Origin of the sequence: Flammeovirga sp. MY04, from assembly GCF_001682195.2 — a bacterium.
Taxonomy (GTDB): Bacteria; Bacteroidota; Bacteroidia; order Cytophagales; family Flammeovirgaceae; genus Flammeovirga; species Flammeovirga yaeyamensis.
In genome coordinates, this window is the sequence record NZ_CP003561.2 from 674,863 (window position 1) to 695,124 (window position 20,262).

Annotated in this window: 13 protein-coding genes; 5 read left to right on the forward strand and 8 right to left on the reverse strand. The window is 35.1% G+C overall.

The features are described from left to right. Positions 1 to 35: 35 nt before the first annotated feature. A complete protein-coding gene (locus MY04_RS22695; protein ID WP_066214649.1) occupies positions 36 to 1,433 on the reverse strand; it encodes a DUF1214 domain-containing protein in 1,398 nt (465 codons plus the stop codon). A gap of 399 nt (positions 1,434 to 1,832) precedes the next feature. On the opposite strand from MY04_RS22695, the gene MY04_RS22700 reads away from it, so the two are divergent. Then, the gene (locus MY04_RS22700; protein ID WP_066214650.1) at positions 1,833 to 3,506 is read left to right on the forward strand and encodes a hypothetical protein; all 1,674 of its coding nucleotides are present in this window, start codon (positions 1,833 to 1,835) and stop codon (positions 3,504 to 3,506) included. A 70-nt stretch (positions 3,507 to 3,576) separates the two neighbouring features. Here the strand turns inward: MY04_RS22700 and MY04_RS22705 are convergent, their stop codons facing one another. Together MY04_RS22705 and MY04_RS22710 are read right to left on the reverse strand one after the other, a co-directional pair. Then, positions 3,577 to 11,010, reverse strand: coding sequence for a S8 family peptidase (locus tag MY04_RS22705; protein WP_066214652.1), 7,434 nt, complete (start codon positions 11,008 to 11,010; stop codon positions 3,577 to 3,579). An 84-nt stretch (positions 11,011 to 11,094) separates the two neighbouring features. Next, positions 11,095 to 11,853 carry a TrmB family transcriptional regulator gene (locus MY04_RS22710; protein ID WP_066214654.1) on the reverse strand — a complete coding sequence of 253 codons (759 nt, stop codon included), beginning with the start codon at positions 11,851 to 11,853 and terminating at the stop codon, positions 11,095 to 11,097. Between the two features lie 127 nt (positions 11,854 to 11,980). Here MY04_RS22710 and MY04_RS22715 point away from each other — a divergent pair, with 127 nt between their 5' ends. Next, entirely contained in the window at positions 11,981 to 12,250 is a 270-nt protein-coding gene (locus MY04_RS22715) for a hypothetical protein (RefSeq protein ID WP_066214656.1), read from the forward strand. Positions 12,251 to 12,300: 50 nt separating this feature from the next. Here the strand turns inward: MY04_RS22715 and MY04_RS22720 are convergent, their stop codons facing one another. Next, on the reverse strand, positions 12,301 to 13,218 hold the full coding sequence (locus MY04_RS22720; protein WP_066214658.1) for a LysR family transcriptional regulator: 918 nt from the start codon (positions 13,216 to 13,218) through the stop codon (positions 12,301 to 12,303). A 101-nt stretch (positions 13,219 to 13,319) separates the two neighbouring features. Here MY04_RS22720 and MY04_RS22725 point away from each other — a divergent pair, with 101 nt between their 5' ends. Further along, positions 13,320 to 13,910 carry an NAD(P)H-dependent oxidoreductase gene (locus MY04_RS22725; RefSeq protein ID WP_066216724.1) on the forward strand — a complete coding sequence of 197 codons (591 nt, stop codon included), beginning with the start codon at positions 13,320 to 13,322 and terminating at the stop codon, positions 13,908 to 13,910. 44 nt (positions 13,911 to 13,954) lie between these two features. On the opposite strand, the gene MY04_RS22730 is transcribed toward MY04_RS22725, so the two are convergent. The 3 genes from MY04_RS22730 to MY04_RS22740 form a co-directional block, all read right to left on the reverse strand. After that, positions 13,955 to 14,287, reverse strand: a complete 333-nt coding sequence (locus MY04_RS22730; protein ID WP_066214660.1) for a type II toxin-antitoxin system RelE/ParE family toxin — start codon at positions 14,285 to 14,287, stop codon at positions 13,955 to 13,957. Next, complete coding sequence (locus tag MY04_RS22735) at positions 14,277 to 14,489, reverse strand: hypothetical protein (protein WP_066214661.1); 213 nt, start codon at positions 14,487 to 14,489, stop codon at positions 14,277 to 14,279. Before MY04_RS22735 ends, MY04_RS22730 begins: the two co-directional genes overlap by 11 nt. Before the next feature lie 112 nt (positions 14,490 to 14,601). Continuing rightward, a complete protein-coding gene (locus MY04_RS22740; protein ID WP_066214663.1) occupies positions 14,602 to 15,327 on the reverse strand; it encodes an outer membrane beta-barrel protein in 726 nt (241 codons plus the stop codon). A gap of 223 nt (positions 15,328 to 15,550) precedes the next feature. Between MY04_RS22740 and MY04_RS22745 the strand changes: the two genes are divergently transcribed. After that, positions 15,551 to 16,474, forward strand: coding sequence for a sugar phosphate isomerase/epimerase family protein (locus MY04_RS22745; protein WP_066214666.1), 924 nt, complete (start codon positions 15,551 to 15,553; stop codon positions 16,472 to 16,474). 4 nt (positions 16,475 to 16,478) lie between these two features. Here MY04_RS22745 and MY04_RS22750 read toward each other — a convergent pair whose 3' ends face one another. After that, positions 16,479 to 17,939, reverse strand: a complete 1,461-nt coding sequence (locus MY04_RS22750; RefSeq protein WP_066214668.1) for a hypothetical protein — start codon at positions 17,937 to 17,939, stop codon at positions 16,479 to 16,481. Positions 17,940 to 18,326: 387 nt separating this feature from the next. Between MY04_RS22750 and MY04_RS22755 the strand changes: the two genes are divergently transcribed. Next, positions 18,327 to 20,246 carry a cyanophycinase gene (locus MY04_RS22755; protein WP_066214670.1) on the forward strand — a complete coding sequence of 640 codons (1,920 nt, stop codon included), beginning with the start codon at positions 18,327 to 18,329 and terminating at the stop codon, positions 20,244 to 20,246. Positions 20,247 to 20,262 lie beyond the last annotated feature (16 nt).

The window sequence follows — 20,262 nt, forward strand, 5'->3', positions numbered from 1 at the left end:
GTTCTTAAATCTTATAAAATATCTGATGTTGAACCTTACTTGATCTTTTCAATATCATTCAACTCAAAGCTACCATCGAATACTCCTTTTTGAGGACCATAGAATCTAAAAAGCATGAAGAATCTTCTTCCTTCTACTGTAGGTAACCAATTCGCTTCTTTTCCTTTTGGCGCTTTTGGTCCAAAATAGATAGTTGTACTTCCATCTTTATTTTTCTTCACTTTACTCATATTAGAATCGATCGTCGCTTTATCAATTTCTCTTTGATAGGATGCTGTTTCTAAATCGTAGGTAGTTACTGCCCAGAAATTATCTACGGGAACATTTGCAGGGACTACTAATTTATAATTGCTGCTTCCGTCCAACCATTGTCCATCCGTCGTTTCGGCAAGGTCTAAGTAGAAAGTAGCCGAGCCATAATTTTTGATACTTGTAATAATAGCATAGTATAAAGATCCTTTTGCGTTATAATCAAAAACGGATGGGTATTCATACGTCCAATCGGTCTCAAAAGCACCTGGAGGAACTAAAACACTCCATTTTTTACCTTCATACATCCATGGATTCAATTCCCTGTGGTATTGGTTGATCATATACTCTAATGCCTTTGGTGCTGCTTCAGCAAATAATTTCTTTTCATTTTCCGTAGGTTGGAAAGGTTTATTTTTCTCAATACCCAATTGCTTAAGTATCCCCATAAATGCCAAATTCATTTCTTCTACAGGTTCTTCTTGAATGAATGCATGGATTTCCTCATAAAGTGTCTCATCCATTTTTGGAGTACATTCCAACATTTTGTCGTAGACATCCACATAATTCATCTTTGGAGGATTTGCCGCTTCAGATAGTGGATATACTTTGATTTTCTTAGTGATAGCAGTTGCCTTGGCTAAATTTTCTTCAGAAGCATTCGCGATGATAGGTCTTAATACACAAAAACCATTGTTTGTTCTTTGTGTATAAGTATATGCTCCTGGAATAAGAGGTCCATTGTACCCCTCAGGTATCAAGACATATTTACCTCCATTTCCTTTGTCTCTACCTTTTGCTCCAACATCGTCGATGGGTCTTTGCCATGCATCCATGATGGTACCGAAAACACCTACACCATCTTCGGATTTAGGAAGCTCGATAACAATGGGTCCATCTTGTATATTCCAATAGAAATGAATGTATGGAGTAGTATTGTTTGGTGTAGCCGTCTGAAACTTCCAATTCTGAATTTTAGAATTATAAGCAACATCATTATAATCCACACCATTATCATGTAATGCATCACGATAGGTTTTAAAATTCATAAAAGGCATTGCCCAAACAGCCGTTTCAATGGCTCTATATTCGAATAATTCATCTTCAAATTCCTGACTTTGTGCAAAGCTATGTTGAAGAATAAAAATAAAAGCAAGTAAAAAGAGTAAGGATGATTTTTTCATTTTGACAGATGTTTAATGTTAAACATGATTGAGTGTTCATTTTCTAATATCTTTCGATTAAAAATGTCACTATTTTCATTAAAATCATTTGATATGTTTCGATAGAGTGCTTTTTAATTTGGCTTTAAATGAAGAGTGTTTTTTCGTGTTGTATTTTTGGTTAATGTTAAACTAAGAAGGGTTTTGCATGCCAATATAATAGTAAAAAATACGTTTTTACAAAAGCTTAACTATTTTATTTTAATAATTAAACCGATTTAACAACTGTCGCCCGTATACTAATATAAACTATGTTCAAAAGTGACAAATAGATAAGAACTAAACTCTTCTATGAGGATATTTCTGCAGCGAACATTTAACTAAAACCGATTATCAAATTATCATTAAAGACACTACATTATGAAGACGATCTATACCAAATCAATCCGATTAACTTTGTTTCTATTGAGTATTTTTAGTTTTGCTAATGCTCAAGATGTCACAACAGTTACTGCTACCGACGACGAAATTAGTCAGAATTTAGACTTAGAAGTTGTAGCGGCTGTGTTTGGTGAATCTAAGGATCTAGAAGACTTCGAAAATAGATTGAACGATCCCGAGAAACAAATCTCAAATTTAGATTTAAATAACGATGGGGAGGTGGATTACCTTAGAGTAGTCGATACTTCCAAAAAAGATACACACGTGGTTACAATTCAAGCAGTAATTGGTCAGGATCAATACCAAGACGTTGCTGTTATTGATGTTGTGAAAGACGAAAAAGGGGAAACTCAAGTTCAAGTGGTAGGAGATGTGTATATGTACGGTTCGAATTACATTGTTGAACCAGTATATGTTCACCGTCCAACTATTTATGTATGGTTTTGGGGACCTTATTACCACCCATGGAGATCGCCTTATTACTGGGGTTATTATCCTCCATTTTATAGACCTTGGAGACCTTATCCGGTACCTTATTATAGAAATAATGTAAGGGTGAATATCAATATTCATCATAGACATACCTACAGACATACCACTGTAAGAAGGTCTCATAGAGCGGCGAATATGCAGAAGAAGGCAAGAAGAATGGACTATGCGAAGCAATATCCAAACAAGTCGTTTGATAAACGTCATAAAGATATTTCCAATGCTAGTCAGTTAAAGCCGGTAACATCAGATAACAAGGTGAAAGATAAAGCGAATCGACCTACAACTTCTGATAACAAAGCAAAGGACAAATCTACTCGTCCGGCTACATCAGATAATAAGGGAATGGATAAAGCGAACCGACCTTCTACTGCTGATAACAAGGTAAAGGACAAGTCTGTAAAACCGAGTCAGCCGACTACTTCAGATAAATCAAACAAGCCGGTAACAAACGACAAGGTGAGTAAAGATAAATCTGCGAAGCCTGCTCATCCATCAACAAATGATAGAAAGGCGAATTCTTCGAATTACAATACGTATCAAGAGAAATCGACTAGGCCGAGTACGAATGATCGAAGTGTATCAAAAGATAAGGCGACAAGACCGGCTTCTTCGAGTACCAACGATAAGAGAACTGGGAAAACATCTACGGGTCGACAAGTACAGAAAGATTGGAAGACGTCATCTCAGAAATCAGGTAATAAATCGAATGTTCAGAATAATAAGGTGAGTGTACCGAGTTATAACTACCCGAACAAAACAAATAACAAAAATAGTAGTTATACAAAACAGCAATCGCCTTCGAACAACAACCGAAGTTCTTCGAACGTGAATAAGAACAAGTCGACAAGGCCGAGTAACACTACTACTAGACCAAGTAATAAATCGACTAGGCCTGCAAATAATTCGAGTTATAATCGTTCGAATACCAATACAAAGAAAGCAACGCCAAGTACAAGGCCGAGCACGAACAATAAGTCGAATAGTTCGATGAAGAAATCGTCGACAACAAATAGAAGTTCAACGACGAGACCTTCTAACATGAATAGATCGAGTAGTAATACGAACAAATCGTATAACCGCTCCACAACGACATCGCCTTCGAGATCTACAACGACTCGTCCGGCGACTCGAACAGCTTCACCCTCACGATCGAGGAGATAGTTAGTTCAAAATTTACAAAAAAAGAGCCACCCCATATGGAGTGGCTCTTTGCATATTGAACAATTGAGTCTTAGTTTTTGATAAGTTTTAGTGGTGTTACATTACCTTCCTGATAAATCATGACGATATATGTCCCACTTCTAAGTGTACTCATTTTTATTTTTACAGCTTCAGTACCCTCACCTTTTTCTAATGATTGACCTGTCAAGTTGAATAATTCCCAATTAAACTTACCGTTCACTTTCAAAGTCACTTCTTCTTTACCTTTCGATGGGTTAGGATAAAGGACGTTATTTGATAAGTGATCGCCAATTGATGTAGGTTCATCTACAATTACTTCCACAGCATAAATCATTTCTGTTAGATCTTCTGCTACTACTTTTAATTCAGTAATTTTCGTAAAGTCGATACTAGTAACATTAGCTTCTAGTTCTTCCTCTCCTTGATAAAGCGATGCGAATTCTGATACTTCAAAATCTGCTTTTAAATCAGCGATTGAGCTCACTCCACGGAAATCGAAAGTAATGGTCTCATCATCAATTTCTCCCTCAATATCTGATGATAACGAAGGGTTAAATTCTGAAAGAATAGCCATTGAAATTAAATTAGCAGCATTGCTCTTTTCAAGTTTAATATCAAAAGTATATTCTACTTCTGTACCATCTTCTGCTGTGATATGGACTTTTTCTAATCCTTTAAAGTTGATGACACTTTCTGTAGACGTCACTTCCTCATCGTTGATATGAAGTGTTGCAGCATCAGAGATTTCGAAATGTGTGATCATCTCATGGTTATCAAAATCTGATAAATCTGCTGTGATTACGGTCTCTTCGATAGAGAAACTGATATCCTCATCGATATGCTCATTGTGTTCAGAAGTAATCGTCCAACTGATGAATTCAGCAGCATCACTTAACGACAATTTCGTATCGATAGTGTATTCAGTACGATTAGCACCGTCTTCAGAAACAATCGCGAATTCCGTTAATTCTGTGAAATCGAATGGAACTTCACCAGAACCATAAATGTCGCCTTTGTACTCTAAATAAGCACCCGGACTTACGGTGAATGAAGGAACCAATTGATCTTGTTGCTCAACACCTGCTAAATCAAGAGTTAAGTGTAGATCCTCTATGTTTGCCTTAATAGCTTCTGTTAAATGTGCATTGAATCGAGGAGTGATTTCGAAAGTGAATAATTCAGCTTCAGAATTTTCTTCTTGATTCACTTTGACAACATATAACTTCTCTGTTTTTAAGATGGTATCAACTAATGTATACACGGCACCTTCTGAGAAGTCGACCATATTCTGATCCGAGATTTGTTTGCTGTTGTTCAACATTACTTCAGTGGCACTTCCCGTTTCGAAAGAAGGAATTAATCCAGAAATATCTACACCTTTAGGTACATCTAATGTAATTGTAGATGCTTGGATAGTACCTGTAATATCTTCTTCCAAGGCTGGGTTGTTTACTGCTTGTAAATCGAAGTAATCGAATTCTACGTTTGGATCTACAAATACATATTCAAATGTCCAAGATGATGAATTATTGAAAGTATTCAACGTTACAAGCATATTGTTTTTAACGTCGTTGAGGTTCACTTCTTTACCCCAATCCAATTTTCCAGCTGGAGAATAACTCGCCATAAATCCACCGGCTACTGCTTTTGCATACACTTTAATTTTTGAAATATCCGTACCTACAGGCAAGTAAGTCGTGATCTTTTGTTTCTCATCGTATTCGTCTCCTTCAATTGGATCTATTCCAGGAATCTCCTCTCTTCGGCTTTTATCGTTGATAACGGTTTTGATTTCACCTTCGACATGGAAAGATAATAGACCTGTAGTTCTATCGATTCTACTTTTCTGCACACTAGATGACATGCCCATTAATTGTTTTGCATCTAGAGTTCCTGCAGTATAAAGAGGGATCAGACGATCTTCTTGGAAATCGAATCTATAGAAAATATTATCTATATCTCCGTTATCTAGCACTTTGTTTCCTTGGATATACAATTGTCCGTTTCTCTTATCAAAAGAAATACCTTGACTATAGCTTAATTGATCTTCAAAGCGGTGATAAATACTCACTTCACCAGTTTGTATATTCATTGTTTGAAGTTCACTTCTTCCACCATCCAATAGGTAACAAGTACCATCAAAATCGAATGTTACACCTGCAATTCTACCTCCTTCAGGCATAGTGATTTCAGTGACTAATGAAGCTTCTGCTGTCATTGTACTAAGTGTATATAAGTACAACTTATCATTACTTTTAGCAAAACCATATAGTTGATCGGAGTGAACATCGTAGGCAATATTAAAGAAGCCTAGTGCATCGAAAGCATCGATATCAAAAGTAACATTCGTAGAAATACCTGATGAAATACCTACCTTTAATAAGCTACTTTTCGTTTGTGAACTTCTTGATGCTAATGCATATAAATTACCATCTGTTTCTAGATGTCCATGATTATTAAGGTTATAAACATACGCCGTACTAGCAAAAGTTGGTCCTCCTACATAATAGGTAGTGATTCTATCTTTCTTACTAGGATTGTTCTTCTGCCATCTATAAATATTGTAACTATCGGCAGCGAACATATAGTGTTTTACGCTAGAGACAACAACTTCATGTTGCTTGATGTTATTTTCAAGAATCTTATCTTCTGGGTGAATAACCTCCGCTTGGATGATATACTTTTGATCTTCGTATGCTGAGGTTAAAGTACCATGAGGAATGATCATCTGTACTTGTCCAAAATATCTATCAAAGGTAAAACCTTCTACTGTTTCAGTGTATACTTCTGTGCCATATGAGTCGAATGCAGACAATTTGATATCTACAGTTTCCTCTTCATGAATAAACTCCATTACACCCACTTTTACGATATAAGCATCACCACTAATTGATTGAGTTGGTGCATCTATATAATCTAAAGCAACATCATGATTGAATGGCTCACCATGTAAATTAATTCTGAAATCCTGGGCTGTTTCACTTCCCATAAATGCATCAGAAATAAGAGAGATACGAAGTTTTTTCAATCCAGCATCACCACCAATAGTCTCAGGCTTGATGTAGCCATAATAACGGTGTTCGAAAGCAGGATCTTTGTACATAATCATTTTCTCTTCTTCAGAGAAGAAACCATCGTCATCCCAATCAATATAACCTACAGGTGTTCCAGCACCGGCAATCGGTCCTTCTAAAATTACTTCCAACTCTTTTTGTTCCCCATAAGTGAAATCAAATACCTTATCAGGGAAGTCTTGGTAACCGTATTTGTCGTTGGTATAAGAATGATCTGGCTGACCGTTATTCTCGTTAAAGTAGTAATCGCCAATACTGATTTTTGAGATAAACATATCTGGCATTGTCGAAGGCTCGATAGGATTTTCTACTTTTTGATGAGAAACATAAATATTATTATCCATGTTTTCATCCTCAGAAACAATCTCTACTTTAACATCAAATTCTTGGTGCGCAGTAAATAGATCCAAACGCTCCTCGAACATGTAATCATTGTAGTATGAAGGCTTCACAGGACTTGTAAATGTCTGCTCCGCTTTAAATTCACCATCAACATAATACTTAGCCGTAAAGCTTTCAACCTGAGACGATCCATTGTTCGCCACTCTAAAATGAACTGAATATTGTTTGTTCTTTAAACTATGGTACTTATACATATCACCCGAAGGGTAAATACCAGATACCGCTAAATCGTGGTCTAACTCTTTATCGATCTCTTTTACGATAAATTCGAACCCTTCTTTCTTTTCAGAATTTGGACCACAGATATAGATGACGGTTAAATCACCAGATGGCATGTTACCCATTACTGCTGACTGATCGAAAGTAGTTCCACCATACTCAGCAATAATCTTTTCTCTGTTGAAGTGTCCATAATAGCCATCTAAAATGAATAATGAGTCTTCTTCGTTTAAATTCAATTTGGTTAACTGAATTTGTAACCTCTTCGATGCATCTTTTGATGTAAATACATTACCAAAAGCTTGGTTGCCAGAATAAGGATATATTCTACCACCATTTGTTGTTACTATTAGTTCACCATCCACAAGAGGAGGAGAAGCAATACCGCCATACATTTTAGAACCTGCTCTAAAGTACTCGTTGTATCTATCTACACCTGTAAAAGTGCCTTCTTCTAAGAAACCATCTCCTTCTACTGTATATTTGATACTATAACTATCGTCTAATTCAGTAATTGATAAAGGTGTTTTGAATGTATGATGCACTCCTTTCGCAGTTGTTAAAGCACCGTTATATTCTTCTTCCACTTTTTGTTTGATAACACCTTCTTGATTCGTTACCTCAAAAGTTACTTTTGCATTATTGATCGTTTGTTTCGAAGTGTTGACGAACTTGACATACAATTCTTGTTCTAGTTCACCCAAACCACTTTTTGCACTTGACCAACCTGCCAATGTAATTTCTTTTTCAGCAGCGCCATCTTCAAATTTGATGTCGTCGATTTTAATCTCAGAACCTGTATAATCATTACGATTCATTGCTCTAGCCGCACGACAAACACCTTCGAAGTCAATATCAATGGTTTGACCTTTATAAGCACTCAAATCATAGTATAAGTGACTGTAGAAGATCTTAGTGTAATAATTGTCGTTGAACTCATGCCAAGCATTAGGATCAGATTCAATATCTTTTTGATGATATACTTTTCCAAAAGCATCTCCAACTGGTGCACCGTTAATGTTCAATCTAAAGAAAGCACTGTTGTTTTGTGCAGAAGGAACAATCAGATTGAAGTGAAGAACAGGCTGATCTAATGTAGCAGGTACAGCAATTTTTACTGAACCCGAAGCAATAAATTCAGGGTTAAGTCCGAATAATTCTTCAGCAGCTTCATCAGAATCTGGAATTTTATCTGAGTCTACCCAAGCTGGGTGTCCATGAGGTAAAATACCAGTAAGTAACAATACTTTACTCTTAAAGAATTCAACATCATTGCTACCATAAAAGGCACTTGCATATTCACCCGATTTCTCTACCACAAATTGGTTAGGAGATTCAAAATCAATTTCAATAGGCCAAGTATTATCCGAAGTGATATTGTTCGCATGTTGTAATTGAGTACCAAATGAACGTTTACTTTCTGATTCATGACCCTGATTGATTGCTCTAACTGCATACCATGCATTTCTGTCTGAACCATAGATATCTGTCGTTACCTTTGTCGCGTCTACAGTTTCTAAAACTTCATAATCTTTACCATTATATTTTAGTACTTCGTAATGAGAAGCTCCAGGAATAACACCCCATTGTATAGTCCCATAATTGCCATGATCCTCAACAATTGGAGTTTCAGGACGGTGCATCTGTTTGATGTTCACCTCTCTTACTTTTCCACCTTGAATTAATCTTAATTTCGCTTTTTCGCTGTAGACATTTGATGGTTTTAAGATACCTTCTAAACTACCTGCTTGTGATGTATATACCTTAGAGAAATTGATACCATCTTCTGCATAATACATATCCGTTTGATTATCATGATCAGTAGAATTCCAACGGATTAATGTAGCTGCATCGGCTACTAATGTTTCTCCTTCAAATGGGTAAATGATCTCAAAATCGTCTTTTGTAGTTACATAGTTTACAAAGAATTCTTGAGGTCCCATTGGTACTTTATACCCTTTCACTTTTACTGTATATCTACCTGCTTTTGGCTCTTTGATAACGACCTGTTCGATGTTATTCAAACGGTCTTTACCAGGTTTTGCCACGAAGTCTGGGTTGTATTTATCTAAAACTAAAGGCTCGTGAACTTCACCGTTAAAGATAACTTCAATGTCCAGGTCATTAATCAAAGTAGTACTTAATGTTGGATTGCTTTCTGGATCTAACCACGTCAACATCACTTTTAGGTCCGCTTGATTGGCAGGGACTACAAAGTTGAATGTCACTTCTTCTTCATTATCCACTTCGCCTGTAAAGAATTTACCAGTCTCTAGAGTAGAAATGGCTCTATCGATATTCATTTCACCGAATCCACTATAGTAATCTGGACCTTCTAAATACAAGTCGTTGGCAGAATTACAAAGGATACCTTTCAGTAAAGCCGATCTTGGAGAGTTTCCATACATAGCTCTGTATTTTTCCGTAAGTACTGCAGCAGCACCAGAAACAGCAGGACATGACATAGAAGTACCCGTCATGTACAAGTATTCGTTATAAAAACCAAGCGATAAAACATCTGTACCATGCGAAGCGATGTGTGGGAGTAATACACCTCCGTGACCAGGTCCAAAGCTACTTGACCAATTTAGGTCTCTATAAATAGTAATATTGGCAACAGATAAAATGTTTTTAGCTGAGTTGGACACTGTGTTATATACCCCTAAATAACCTCTACTATTACCTGCCGCAAATACGTGTAATAATTCAGGGTGATTATTGGCTACTTTATCCAATCCATATTCGAAGTCACTATAAGGATACTTGATACCTAATAGGTTATTTAAACCATAAGAGTTTTGTGTGATACTGATTCCTCTTTCTGTAGCAGCCAAGTCCATTTCTTGGTATTCTTGTAAGCCATTTGATCCAACATTGAAATTCCAGCTTTCAATAGTTGCTTCAGGTGCAAATCCTTCTGCATATTGATCAATGACACCGGCGCCACCTACAATACCGGCCACGTGCATACCGTGGTTGGTTGTTTTAAATTCGGCTTCTTGAACGGTTACACGATCACCTAAATCAATATGATCATCCACATCACCATCCCAAATACCAATATGAACACCGGCACCTGTAATGTTTTCAACACCTCTTTTTTCTGAATACAATAATCCAGAAGTTTTCTGACCATTAAAATCTTCGATAATACGCTCAGGAGCAGGAGGGAGGATGTTTGTAATCCAAGAGATTTCTTCTAACGACTTCAAGTTTTCTTTTAAAGTCTCAACAGCATACATGTCAAATCCTTGGATGCTGTTAACTCTGTATATTCCTTTCTTGTTTAAAGTAGATAAGACAAGGCTTTCAGGAACATCGTTTACCACGTGAATCATGAATTTAACATTCACACCATCCACCGAAAGTTGATCCGGAATACTGTCAGTTTTATACACTGAAGCTACCTTGTTTAGGTACTTAGAATCGAACATTGAACGCATGTTCGCAGTGTTAGCAGCATAAACACTTTTGGTAGGATCGATAGAAACATAATAAGCATTTCCACCAATATAGTTCAATACAGTAATACCGTTAGCTTTTAATTGCTGCTTGTCTTTAGCATTTGGTATTTGCTGAAACTGAAGAACTTTGTATTCTAAACCATTCGAACTCGTGGTTCTATAGTTTCTTGAATATTTTGAAAGTGCAGAGATATCACTCTTTGGAACATATTTTTTACCGTTGGTTTCGATAACAAAATCTTGTGATAGCTGAGCAAAAGTTTGGTGACTCCATAAAATTAGGCACAGGAGTCCCATTACAATTTTAGATAATTGTATTTTCATGATGAGTAATTGTTAATTAAGAATGGTCTCAGTAGAGATTGTTTTTAGTTTAAATAAATGTGGTGATGATAGTAGAATAGTTAATTAAATGGCTGTAGCTTCTTGCCAATAAGTTTCGAAAACACTAGTTAGTAAACTTGCCAAATCATGGTTGTTTAGAATGATGGCCATTGGGCTCACATTCTCACCTCTATGAAGTGAAATCAATAATTTATACTTATCGATTACCACCATTTTTATGGGAAGTTTTGGATGAAGTCTTGCCTCTTCTCCGGCAGATGAATAAAATTTAGCGATTTGACGTACTTGGTCTTCGTCTTGGTCTCCTATTTCGTAAATGGCTCTATATTTTCTACCTTTTTTAATACTATTAATTTGACTTTCATTATGTTTCATTTTACTTGGATCTGTAAGATATGGGCCTTTTATAAAACCGACACCTTCCTCTTCACATTGATCGAATAATTTATGAAAGGATTCAATAATAGCAGGTGGAGAAGTGATAATCTTTGCGACTTCACTTTTTTGCTGATTAATATTTTCGAGATATTGTTTGCTACATTCAATTGTTAACTCTTCTAATAGCCTAGATCTTAGTTCTTGTTCATGTTTTAATTTTTTAAAACCCTCTTCAGGGTCGGTTAACTTAAAAGTTCGCTTTTGACCTATGATCTCATAACAAACTCCTTTCTCTATAAGTTGTTCTAGAATTCTATAGATTTTAGAGGTGTGCACGCCAGATGTTTTAGATAGTTCAGAAGCCGTTGCTTCTACATGTTTTAGTAAAGCTTCGTACACTTTAATCATGCTTTGTGAAAAGCCGAAGTGAGATAATGATTGCATAGAGTTCAAAATAATTTCACTACCAAAGGTAGTAAAAGATTATTTTATTAAAAATCAATCAATTATAAATTGGGTGATGTTTAATTATATTAACATGACCGTGATTTTTTATCTAAACGTTATTTTGATGACGATCGGCTTATTTATGCTCATAAGAACAATCAACATAAAGAACGAAAAAGTATATAGTGTAGTAAAAGAATTATCGCGATTAAGTTATGGGGTATATCTTTCTCACTTATTCTTTGTAGGATTATCTTGGACGTACATTGTTCAACCTTTAGGTTACTCCACACCAATATCTATTCTATTGGTAACAATATTGACATGGGTGGCTAGTAATGTATTGGTAAAAATCCTTTCTTACTTACCGAAGAGTAAATATATCATTGGATAAATTTTACAAATGAAGAGAAAATCAACTTTGAAATGGTTGATTTTCTCTTTTTATATATGCCTAATTTCTTCAAACTTATGAATGAAAATATCTTCAATATAATTCAGTTCTTTTTTGTATTTTAAATCTGATCTTGTCGCAAAATGCAAGGTATTTTCTGTAGCCACTTTACCTTCCCATACCAATTTGATTTTACCTTCTACGATATCGTTTTTGCATAAAAAATCTGGTACCAACGCCATCCCTTCTGCTTGATATAAACAACGAATAATAGAGCTAATGTTAGGGAGTATATAATTGGGTTTAAATACAGGTTTTTTCCCTAAATTCTCGAACCAAAAGCGTCTAAAGTGCTCCATTTCATTAGAGGCACTGTACCAAGTTTTAGATTGAAGAACTCCATCCAATTCTTTCCAATTTCCTTCTTCAATTAGTCGATCGATTTCTGAGGTATCCACATTGTTTCCAGCAACTAAAACTATTCTTTCTTTAGCAAAGGAAGTATAAGTCACCAAAGCTTTTTTGGTATCAGGAGTTTTGGGTGTGATGACTAAATCCAGTAAACCATTACTTAAATCTTTAATGAGGTCGATATGACTTCCAAACTTGGCAATTAAATCAAATTCTAAATCGGGCACTTTGTTTTCCAAAACCAATTGAAACATCTCAGAACACATACCGATATGCACCGATGGTTTTCGTTCCTTGGAAGATCGGCGAAAATGTTGTTCAGCTTTCTCCAATTTAAGAATTGAATTGATGATGTATTCATACAAAAACTTCCCTTCCTCTGTAGGAATCATTTTACGAGAAGTTCGTTCGAAGAGCTTTTTACCAATATAGGATTCTAAAGCATTTAAGTGGACACTCACCCCCGGTTGAGAAGAATAAAGTGCGTTGGCAGCCTTTGTTAGTGTTCCGTTTTCGTAGACTTCTTTGAAAGTTCTATACCATTCTAAATTGACCATAATACTATCTATTAAAATATTAATACAAAGGTATGAAATGTATTATTTTTATGATAGTAAGTAGTGCAGTACTTTTGTTTCATATTAAAATAATCAAAGACATGAAAAATATATTTATAATTAACGCCGCTCACCCATTCGCTCATTCTGGAGGAAGATTTAATAAAACATTGCTAGAGTTTACCAGCAATTATTATTCATCAAAAGAAGATATAGAAGTTAGAACAACTCAAATAGGGGACGAATATGATCCAATGAAAGAGGTTGAAAACTTTAAATGGGCTGATGTTGTCATTTATCACGTTCCCATTTGGTGGTTCCAAGTACCTAACGGGTTCAAAGAATATATTGATCAAGTATTTACAGCTGGACATCAAAACGGTATTTATAAACATGATGGAAGAAGTCGTAAAAATCCGGATATCAATTATGGAACAGGAGGAATGTTACAAGGAACCAAATATGTATTGACGACTAGTTGGAATGCACCTCATACAGCTTTTACCTTGGAAAATGAGTTCTTCCAACAAAAAAGTGTCGACGAAGGAGTAATGTTTGGTTTCCATAGAATGAATGCTTTTACAGGAATGGAATTAGTAGATACACACCATTTTTACGATATGGAAAAGAATGCAGACGTTCCAAAAGAATTAGAAAAATATAATCAGTTTTTAGAAGAGTTGAGTTTCTAGAGAGTTATGAAAAATATAAAACCCCGCAATGTTTTTTGTGGGGTTTATTCATTTGCTAATAAATCAATTAGCAATTTTAAATCTTTGTCACTAATAGTATCTTGTTCAGATTTATCATAAATATCTAGCAAGAAGATTTTTTTATTTATTATCCGGACATATGTAATGATTCTAGCTCCGCCAGATTTCCCTTTTCCTTTAGATGAAATAGACATGCGAATTTTATAACATTCTTTACCTAGAGGGGTACCTAAAGTAGGGTTTTCGGCGAGTTCATTAAATAAATTCAGTAAATCAGCTTTTAAAGATTTATGTTTCTTAGCCAATTTTTTTAGTTTTCTACCAAAAGGTTCGGTAGCAATTATATCATAATTCATCTAAGAGATCTTTCGCTGATTTGAGTGATTTCTTACCCTCTTCATATAACTTTACATCATTAAATGCTTCGGTTAAATCTTGAATGGCTTTACCTTTTTCCTTATCCTCTACCTCTTTTATGATATTAATATAGTCTAAGCTCTTTAAAAGCTCCATAAAAAAAGGAACTCTTTTATCATCAATATCTAATATAACTTTCATAATTATTTTCTTTTATACACAAATATACGATTTAATCTTTGGATGAGTGTAATTACAATAAGTTATAATGTAAGTATAATATTGAAATTCATAGCAATAAGTATTATTTGAATTAGTTACTCTTTGGGGCAGGCACCTCAATAAAAGGAATTGTCACAATAAATTGTAATACATTAATATTAGAACTTAAAGAAACATTATCGCTAAAACTATTTGATAACCCCATGACATATCTCAATCTTAAATCAAGGCCTTTTCCTTCCCGAACTTTCCCAAAACTTTTGACCACCTCAAAAGCCCAATTATAGTTCACACTTCGAAAAGAGTTTTTGATATCCTGATTTATGGTCGCTTCATTCCCATTTTTTAGATCTAATTCTGTTATTTCCGTTGCCTGATTTAAAAACGAAAATTGTGGACCGGTACCAAAATGCCAACTATCCGATACAGAATACCGCACTAAGATAGGGACATCAAAATATCTGACCGACCAAGAAGTATTGATTTCTGAAATTAGTGAATCGGCGAAATTCGGAACAGGTAATATTTTAGGAGTATTTCTTCGACTACGATCACTAATCATCTTAAATTCGGCTACCAATTGAAACTTATCAGATATCTTGGTATGTGTACCCAATCCAAAGTTCCATCCAATCTGTACATCTCCGGGGGCATTCTGATAGAAGGAGGTATTTGCTCCAACATCTAAACTTAAATGGAAGTTTTCTGAAGCTACTTTATCTCCGAAGATGAGGACAAGTATGGCGGCTTGACCGTTGCAAATAGTCGTGCTAAAAATAAATAAGAGTAAAGTAATAGTGAAGTTTTTGATCTTCATGTCAAAATATTGATTTTGGTGAAATGCCGTGTTTTTGGTATTACTATTTTAAATACATTTTAATTTAGGGAAAATAAAGATCAATTAAAATTTAATTTGTATCTGTCATTATCACAAGCATACAAATTAAATTTTGCTACATCTTTTCTACTTCATGCAACAATATCAATAGTTTACCTCACTTCTGATGATTACCTTTACAAGACCAATAAACCTAACAAGAATGCAGTATTCAAGACGACAAATAATCAAACAACTTTTTACCTCTTTTATCGGATCCACATTAATTCCACAATCTATTTTTTCTATGGATGATTACACAAAAAAGTATATCGACAACATTGGTCTTCAGCTTTGGACAGTACGGAATGAACTTTTAAAAGATGAACCAAAGACATTGAAAAGTATTTCTGATTTTGGTTACCAACAGTTGGAAGGAATGAATCTTCCTCAAGTGATGTCAATAAAAGATCAAGCAAATGATGTTGATTTAGAAATTAGAAGTACTTTTTTTCAATGGACATACCTTACCAACAATTGGGAATTAGCCAACACCAGAGGAATTCAGAAAATAAAAGGAGTAAGCGATGTGGAATCCTTAGTAGAACTATCCCACAAACTTGGACTGAAGAACCTCACTTTTGGATATCTCTTCCCAGAAGAACGATCAGTAGAAGATTATAAAAAATGGGTGGATGCACTTCATAAAATGGGAGAGATGTGTCAGCAAGCTGATATTACATTATCCTATCATAATCATGCGTTTGAGTTCAAAGGAGACCAAGGAACCACTCCATTTCAAGTACTTGTTGATCAATTAGATCCCAAATTAGTGAAATTTGAATTAGACGTTTTTTGGGTGAAAGCGGCTGGATTGGATCCTTTAAAAATGATGCAGCAACTTGATGGAAGAATAAGCCACCTTCACCTAAAGGAATTAAAGAACACCAATTATATACAATTTGATGATCAGACAATGCCACACGAACAATTTGTGGCTTTAGGAGAAGGAATAATTGAGTTCCAATCCATATTAAAAGAGGCATCAAGACAGAATATCAAAAGTTGTTTTGTAGAGCAAGATCATGCAGAAGCACCCCTAGAAAGTATCCAAAAGAGTATCAATTTTCTTAGAGAAATCACCTAAAAAATCACTCATTAAACTCCTGCAATTCATCTCTGATGTTCTTAGGGAAAGTCTTCTTCGCCAAATACAACTCCTTCACTTTCTCATCTTTATTGACAGTCTCATCCAAATAATAGATATAATTGAGGTGCAAATAATAGATGAGTATACGATTGTAAGTATCCAGTGACTCGTCTTTAATCATACTCAACATTTCCTGTTCAATATCTTCTTGATATTTCGTCTCTGCCAATGCACGTCCTAATCGGCGAATACTTCCATAATAATGTTTGGGTCCACAGTTTTCTACTCTTAATGTGATGCCCAATAGCAAGTCCTTAACATTAAAATTGAGTTCCTCTAACTCTTTGATATAGGTATTTCTTCCTCCTTGTGCATAACTACCATCCGACATTCGCGAAAAGTTATCGTTCATGATATCCATATGTGCTCTTAAGAAAATTTCCCAATTGATCGTTTCTGCAGAAAGTTGTGCAATCTCGAAGGCATGATCCCTTGGGCGAGAATCCATAGAACATTGTCCCCAAACTTCTCTGCTTCTTTTTAATTGAAGTTCTGTTTCTTTAGAGTAATATTGACCAACCAAGGCTTCAAAACTTTCAGTTGAACCACCCTCTGTTAGTCCTTCATTAATAGCCTCCAGCAAATATTTTTGGAACTCTGATCGCTGACTATTTTGTTCCCTTACTATTTTTTGTTCTTCAAGGTATTCATTTCGCCTAATACCAAATTCTTTATACGTTTCCTTTTTATTTTTCTTGGGGTAATCAGGTAAACCAGTATCAATAAACTGATAAAATGCCTCTATCTTAGGACCTCTTTCCCACTCGTTGTATTTATTGTTTTCTGCATCACTTAAAAGAATTCTAGCAGTAGTATCGATCATACATTCAGAATACTGCACCATACGAGCATATTTCTTTGGGAGTGATAAAGATTCAAATTCTGTGATAAAATAAATGCCTTTTAATGATGCATCTGAGTATTTTGATTTTTCTTCAAAAGCAAAAAGTGTTTCTCCTTTTACCTGTGAATCAATATAGGCTGAATCAAATCCCATAAGGCGTTTGTCATTTAAAATATCTGTAAACTTTGTTCCTACCTTATCCTTTCTCCAAATTTTATGATGTGACCTCCTAAATATGCGTTCTTCATTAATTTTAGTATTGGGATATTTCTTAACTAATTGATGAAACCCTATACCATTTTTTAAATCCTCATAAGCGGCATTGACATCCTCTTTTGCCACATTAAACGATATCCCTTTAGCAGTAGCAACGCTTAAATACTCCCGATCCAAATCACATCGATTAAAATCCAGATTAATAGAATCGACAATTACTTGCAATTGATGCATAGTGGTGTCATTATAAATCAAACCATTTTGATAAATTTTGAATTCATCACTTTGAGGAAAAGCAATAGAACATTGAAGGATAGATAGTATTAGAATGAAGTATTTCATAAGAGTAACATTAATTAGTTTTAAGTAGATCGTACTATAAAGAAAAGACTTTTTTATGAATCGTTGTAACTGAGGGAGTTAAAGTAAGTGAAAAGAATATTTGGCAAAAAACTGCTTTTATGCAGAATAAAAATTGAATTTTAACAAGATGTGAATAAAAAGTAACAAAGCACTTGCGTCGTTATAATTTATTTACTTTATTGCGTTAGATAATTAAACAAATGGCTTTCAATTTAAGAAACATATCGCCCTTCATTTTACCTTGTAAGGATCTAGGATTACAAGGATTACAGCCTATCTTCAACTGCTGATTAAGGATTCATACCTCTTTTTTATAATCACATATTTTTTCTTTTTCTCTTTCAAATCAACATTCATTTTTGATTCATGAGACAGAACTACTATTTATTATTAGCTGTCCTTGTATCTTCTTTGTTTAGTTCATGTTTGTTCGCTCAAAATTCACCCTTACTTTTGGTAGGTGGCGGTAGCGAAGAAAACGGTGGTTGGTCAGACGAACCTTATCAATGGTTTGTAGGTCAGTCCATGAACAAAAAAATAGCAATTATCTCTTATGCGGAAGTGGAAAGTGATTGGTTAAGCAATTATTTTATTTCACTGGGAGCTGAAGAAGCAAAGGACTTTAAAATTGATCAAACTGGGGCGGAGGATACTCAACTAATAGCTGAATTAGAGGCATATGATGGGTTTTTCTTTAAAGGTGGCGATCAAAATAGATACTATAACTTTTACAACAACTCGGCTTTTAAGTCATTCTTACTAGATAAAATTGATGAAGGTGCAGTGCTTGGTGGGACTTCTGCCGGTATGGCCATTCTATCATCAATAGTATATACTGCAGACAATGGTAGCCTTTATCCTGAGGACGGTCTATCATCTATGGATGTTCGTTACTTTACGTTTGCCGATGATTTCCTAAATGTATTACCAAATACAATGGTCGATACACACTTTGCTGAACGTGGTAGAATGCCTCGATTAGTCAGTATGTTAGCCTATTGGAATATTCACCAACCCAACCAAAATGTTTTGGGAATAGGGGTGGACGATCGTACCGCTTTATGTATTGATGAAAATAGAATTGGTACTGTTCATGGAACAGGAGCAGTTACATTTATCGAGTTAAATTCTTCTCATAACATTGATAAAGACTATCCTTTGCAGTTATCGAATACAAGTTTGATTAGCTGTGTAAATGGGCAACAATTTGATATCAATAAGAAGGAAAAAACCTCTACGGATTCGGTTGATAAATTGTATAATTCTAATATATCATCCAGTAACGTTACACTGTATAATGGTGCTAATTACCTTTCAATTTTAGAAGGTTTAACATCAAAAACGCTTTTGGTGTATGATGGAATTAAGACAACAGTGGATAAAACTTCCGATGATCAACTATTGGTTCTAGATGTTCGAAACTTACCAACAACTAATTTAGAAGATTTTAGATCACAGTTGATGGCAACGGAAGAGGTAGTTTTACTTCCAATCGATTCTTCTTTACTAGATGACTTCAAAGAAGAAAATTCAATTCTTCATTTAGTATGGAAGGCAATGAAAAGTAGTGAAACGAAAGTTCATGTTTTCGATGACGCTATTCCATTTGTAGGTGAAAAGTATGCATCCAATGTGTATTCTAAAGACAATGCAGCTTACACTGGAACACTCACTTACAAAGATGGACTTGGACTGTTGGAAAAAGTAATGATCATGACAGATCTCTTTTCGAATAGTGATTACAACGAGAATACCACAGCCGTATTTCAGGAAGCATTATTCTCTCAGGATATCAATTGGTGTGTAGGTCTAACCGATAAGAGTGAATTACAATTTGAGGTCATCGATAATCAATGGAATTTGACTTATACAGGTGAGAAGTCGTCGATAATTACGGAGAATTATTCTGATGTATATACCACTGCGGATAGCAAAAGAGCCATTGTTGGTTTCCCAGATGTCCGAACTCATGTGATGTACAATAATACCATATCACTTCGAGAGGTCAATTTCCAGAAGTATGAACCCTCCTTTGATGATATCATCAGTTCACTTCCGTCTTCGGATACATCAAGTATTCTGTGGAAGCACGATCAATTATTTTTTCAGCATCGAGCAAATAGAAATATTCAGCTAATTGATTTGCAAGGAAGGGTTTATCTAAATATTACAACAGATCAAGAAATTGTTGATTTTCCAATTCAATCTGTATCACCCATGATTATAAGGGTGACAAATCTCTCATCTCGAGAACAAACAACATTAAAAATACAATCAACTAAGTAAGGGACACCCAAGCTTA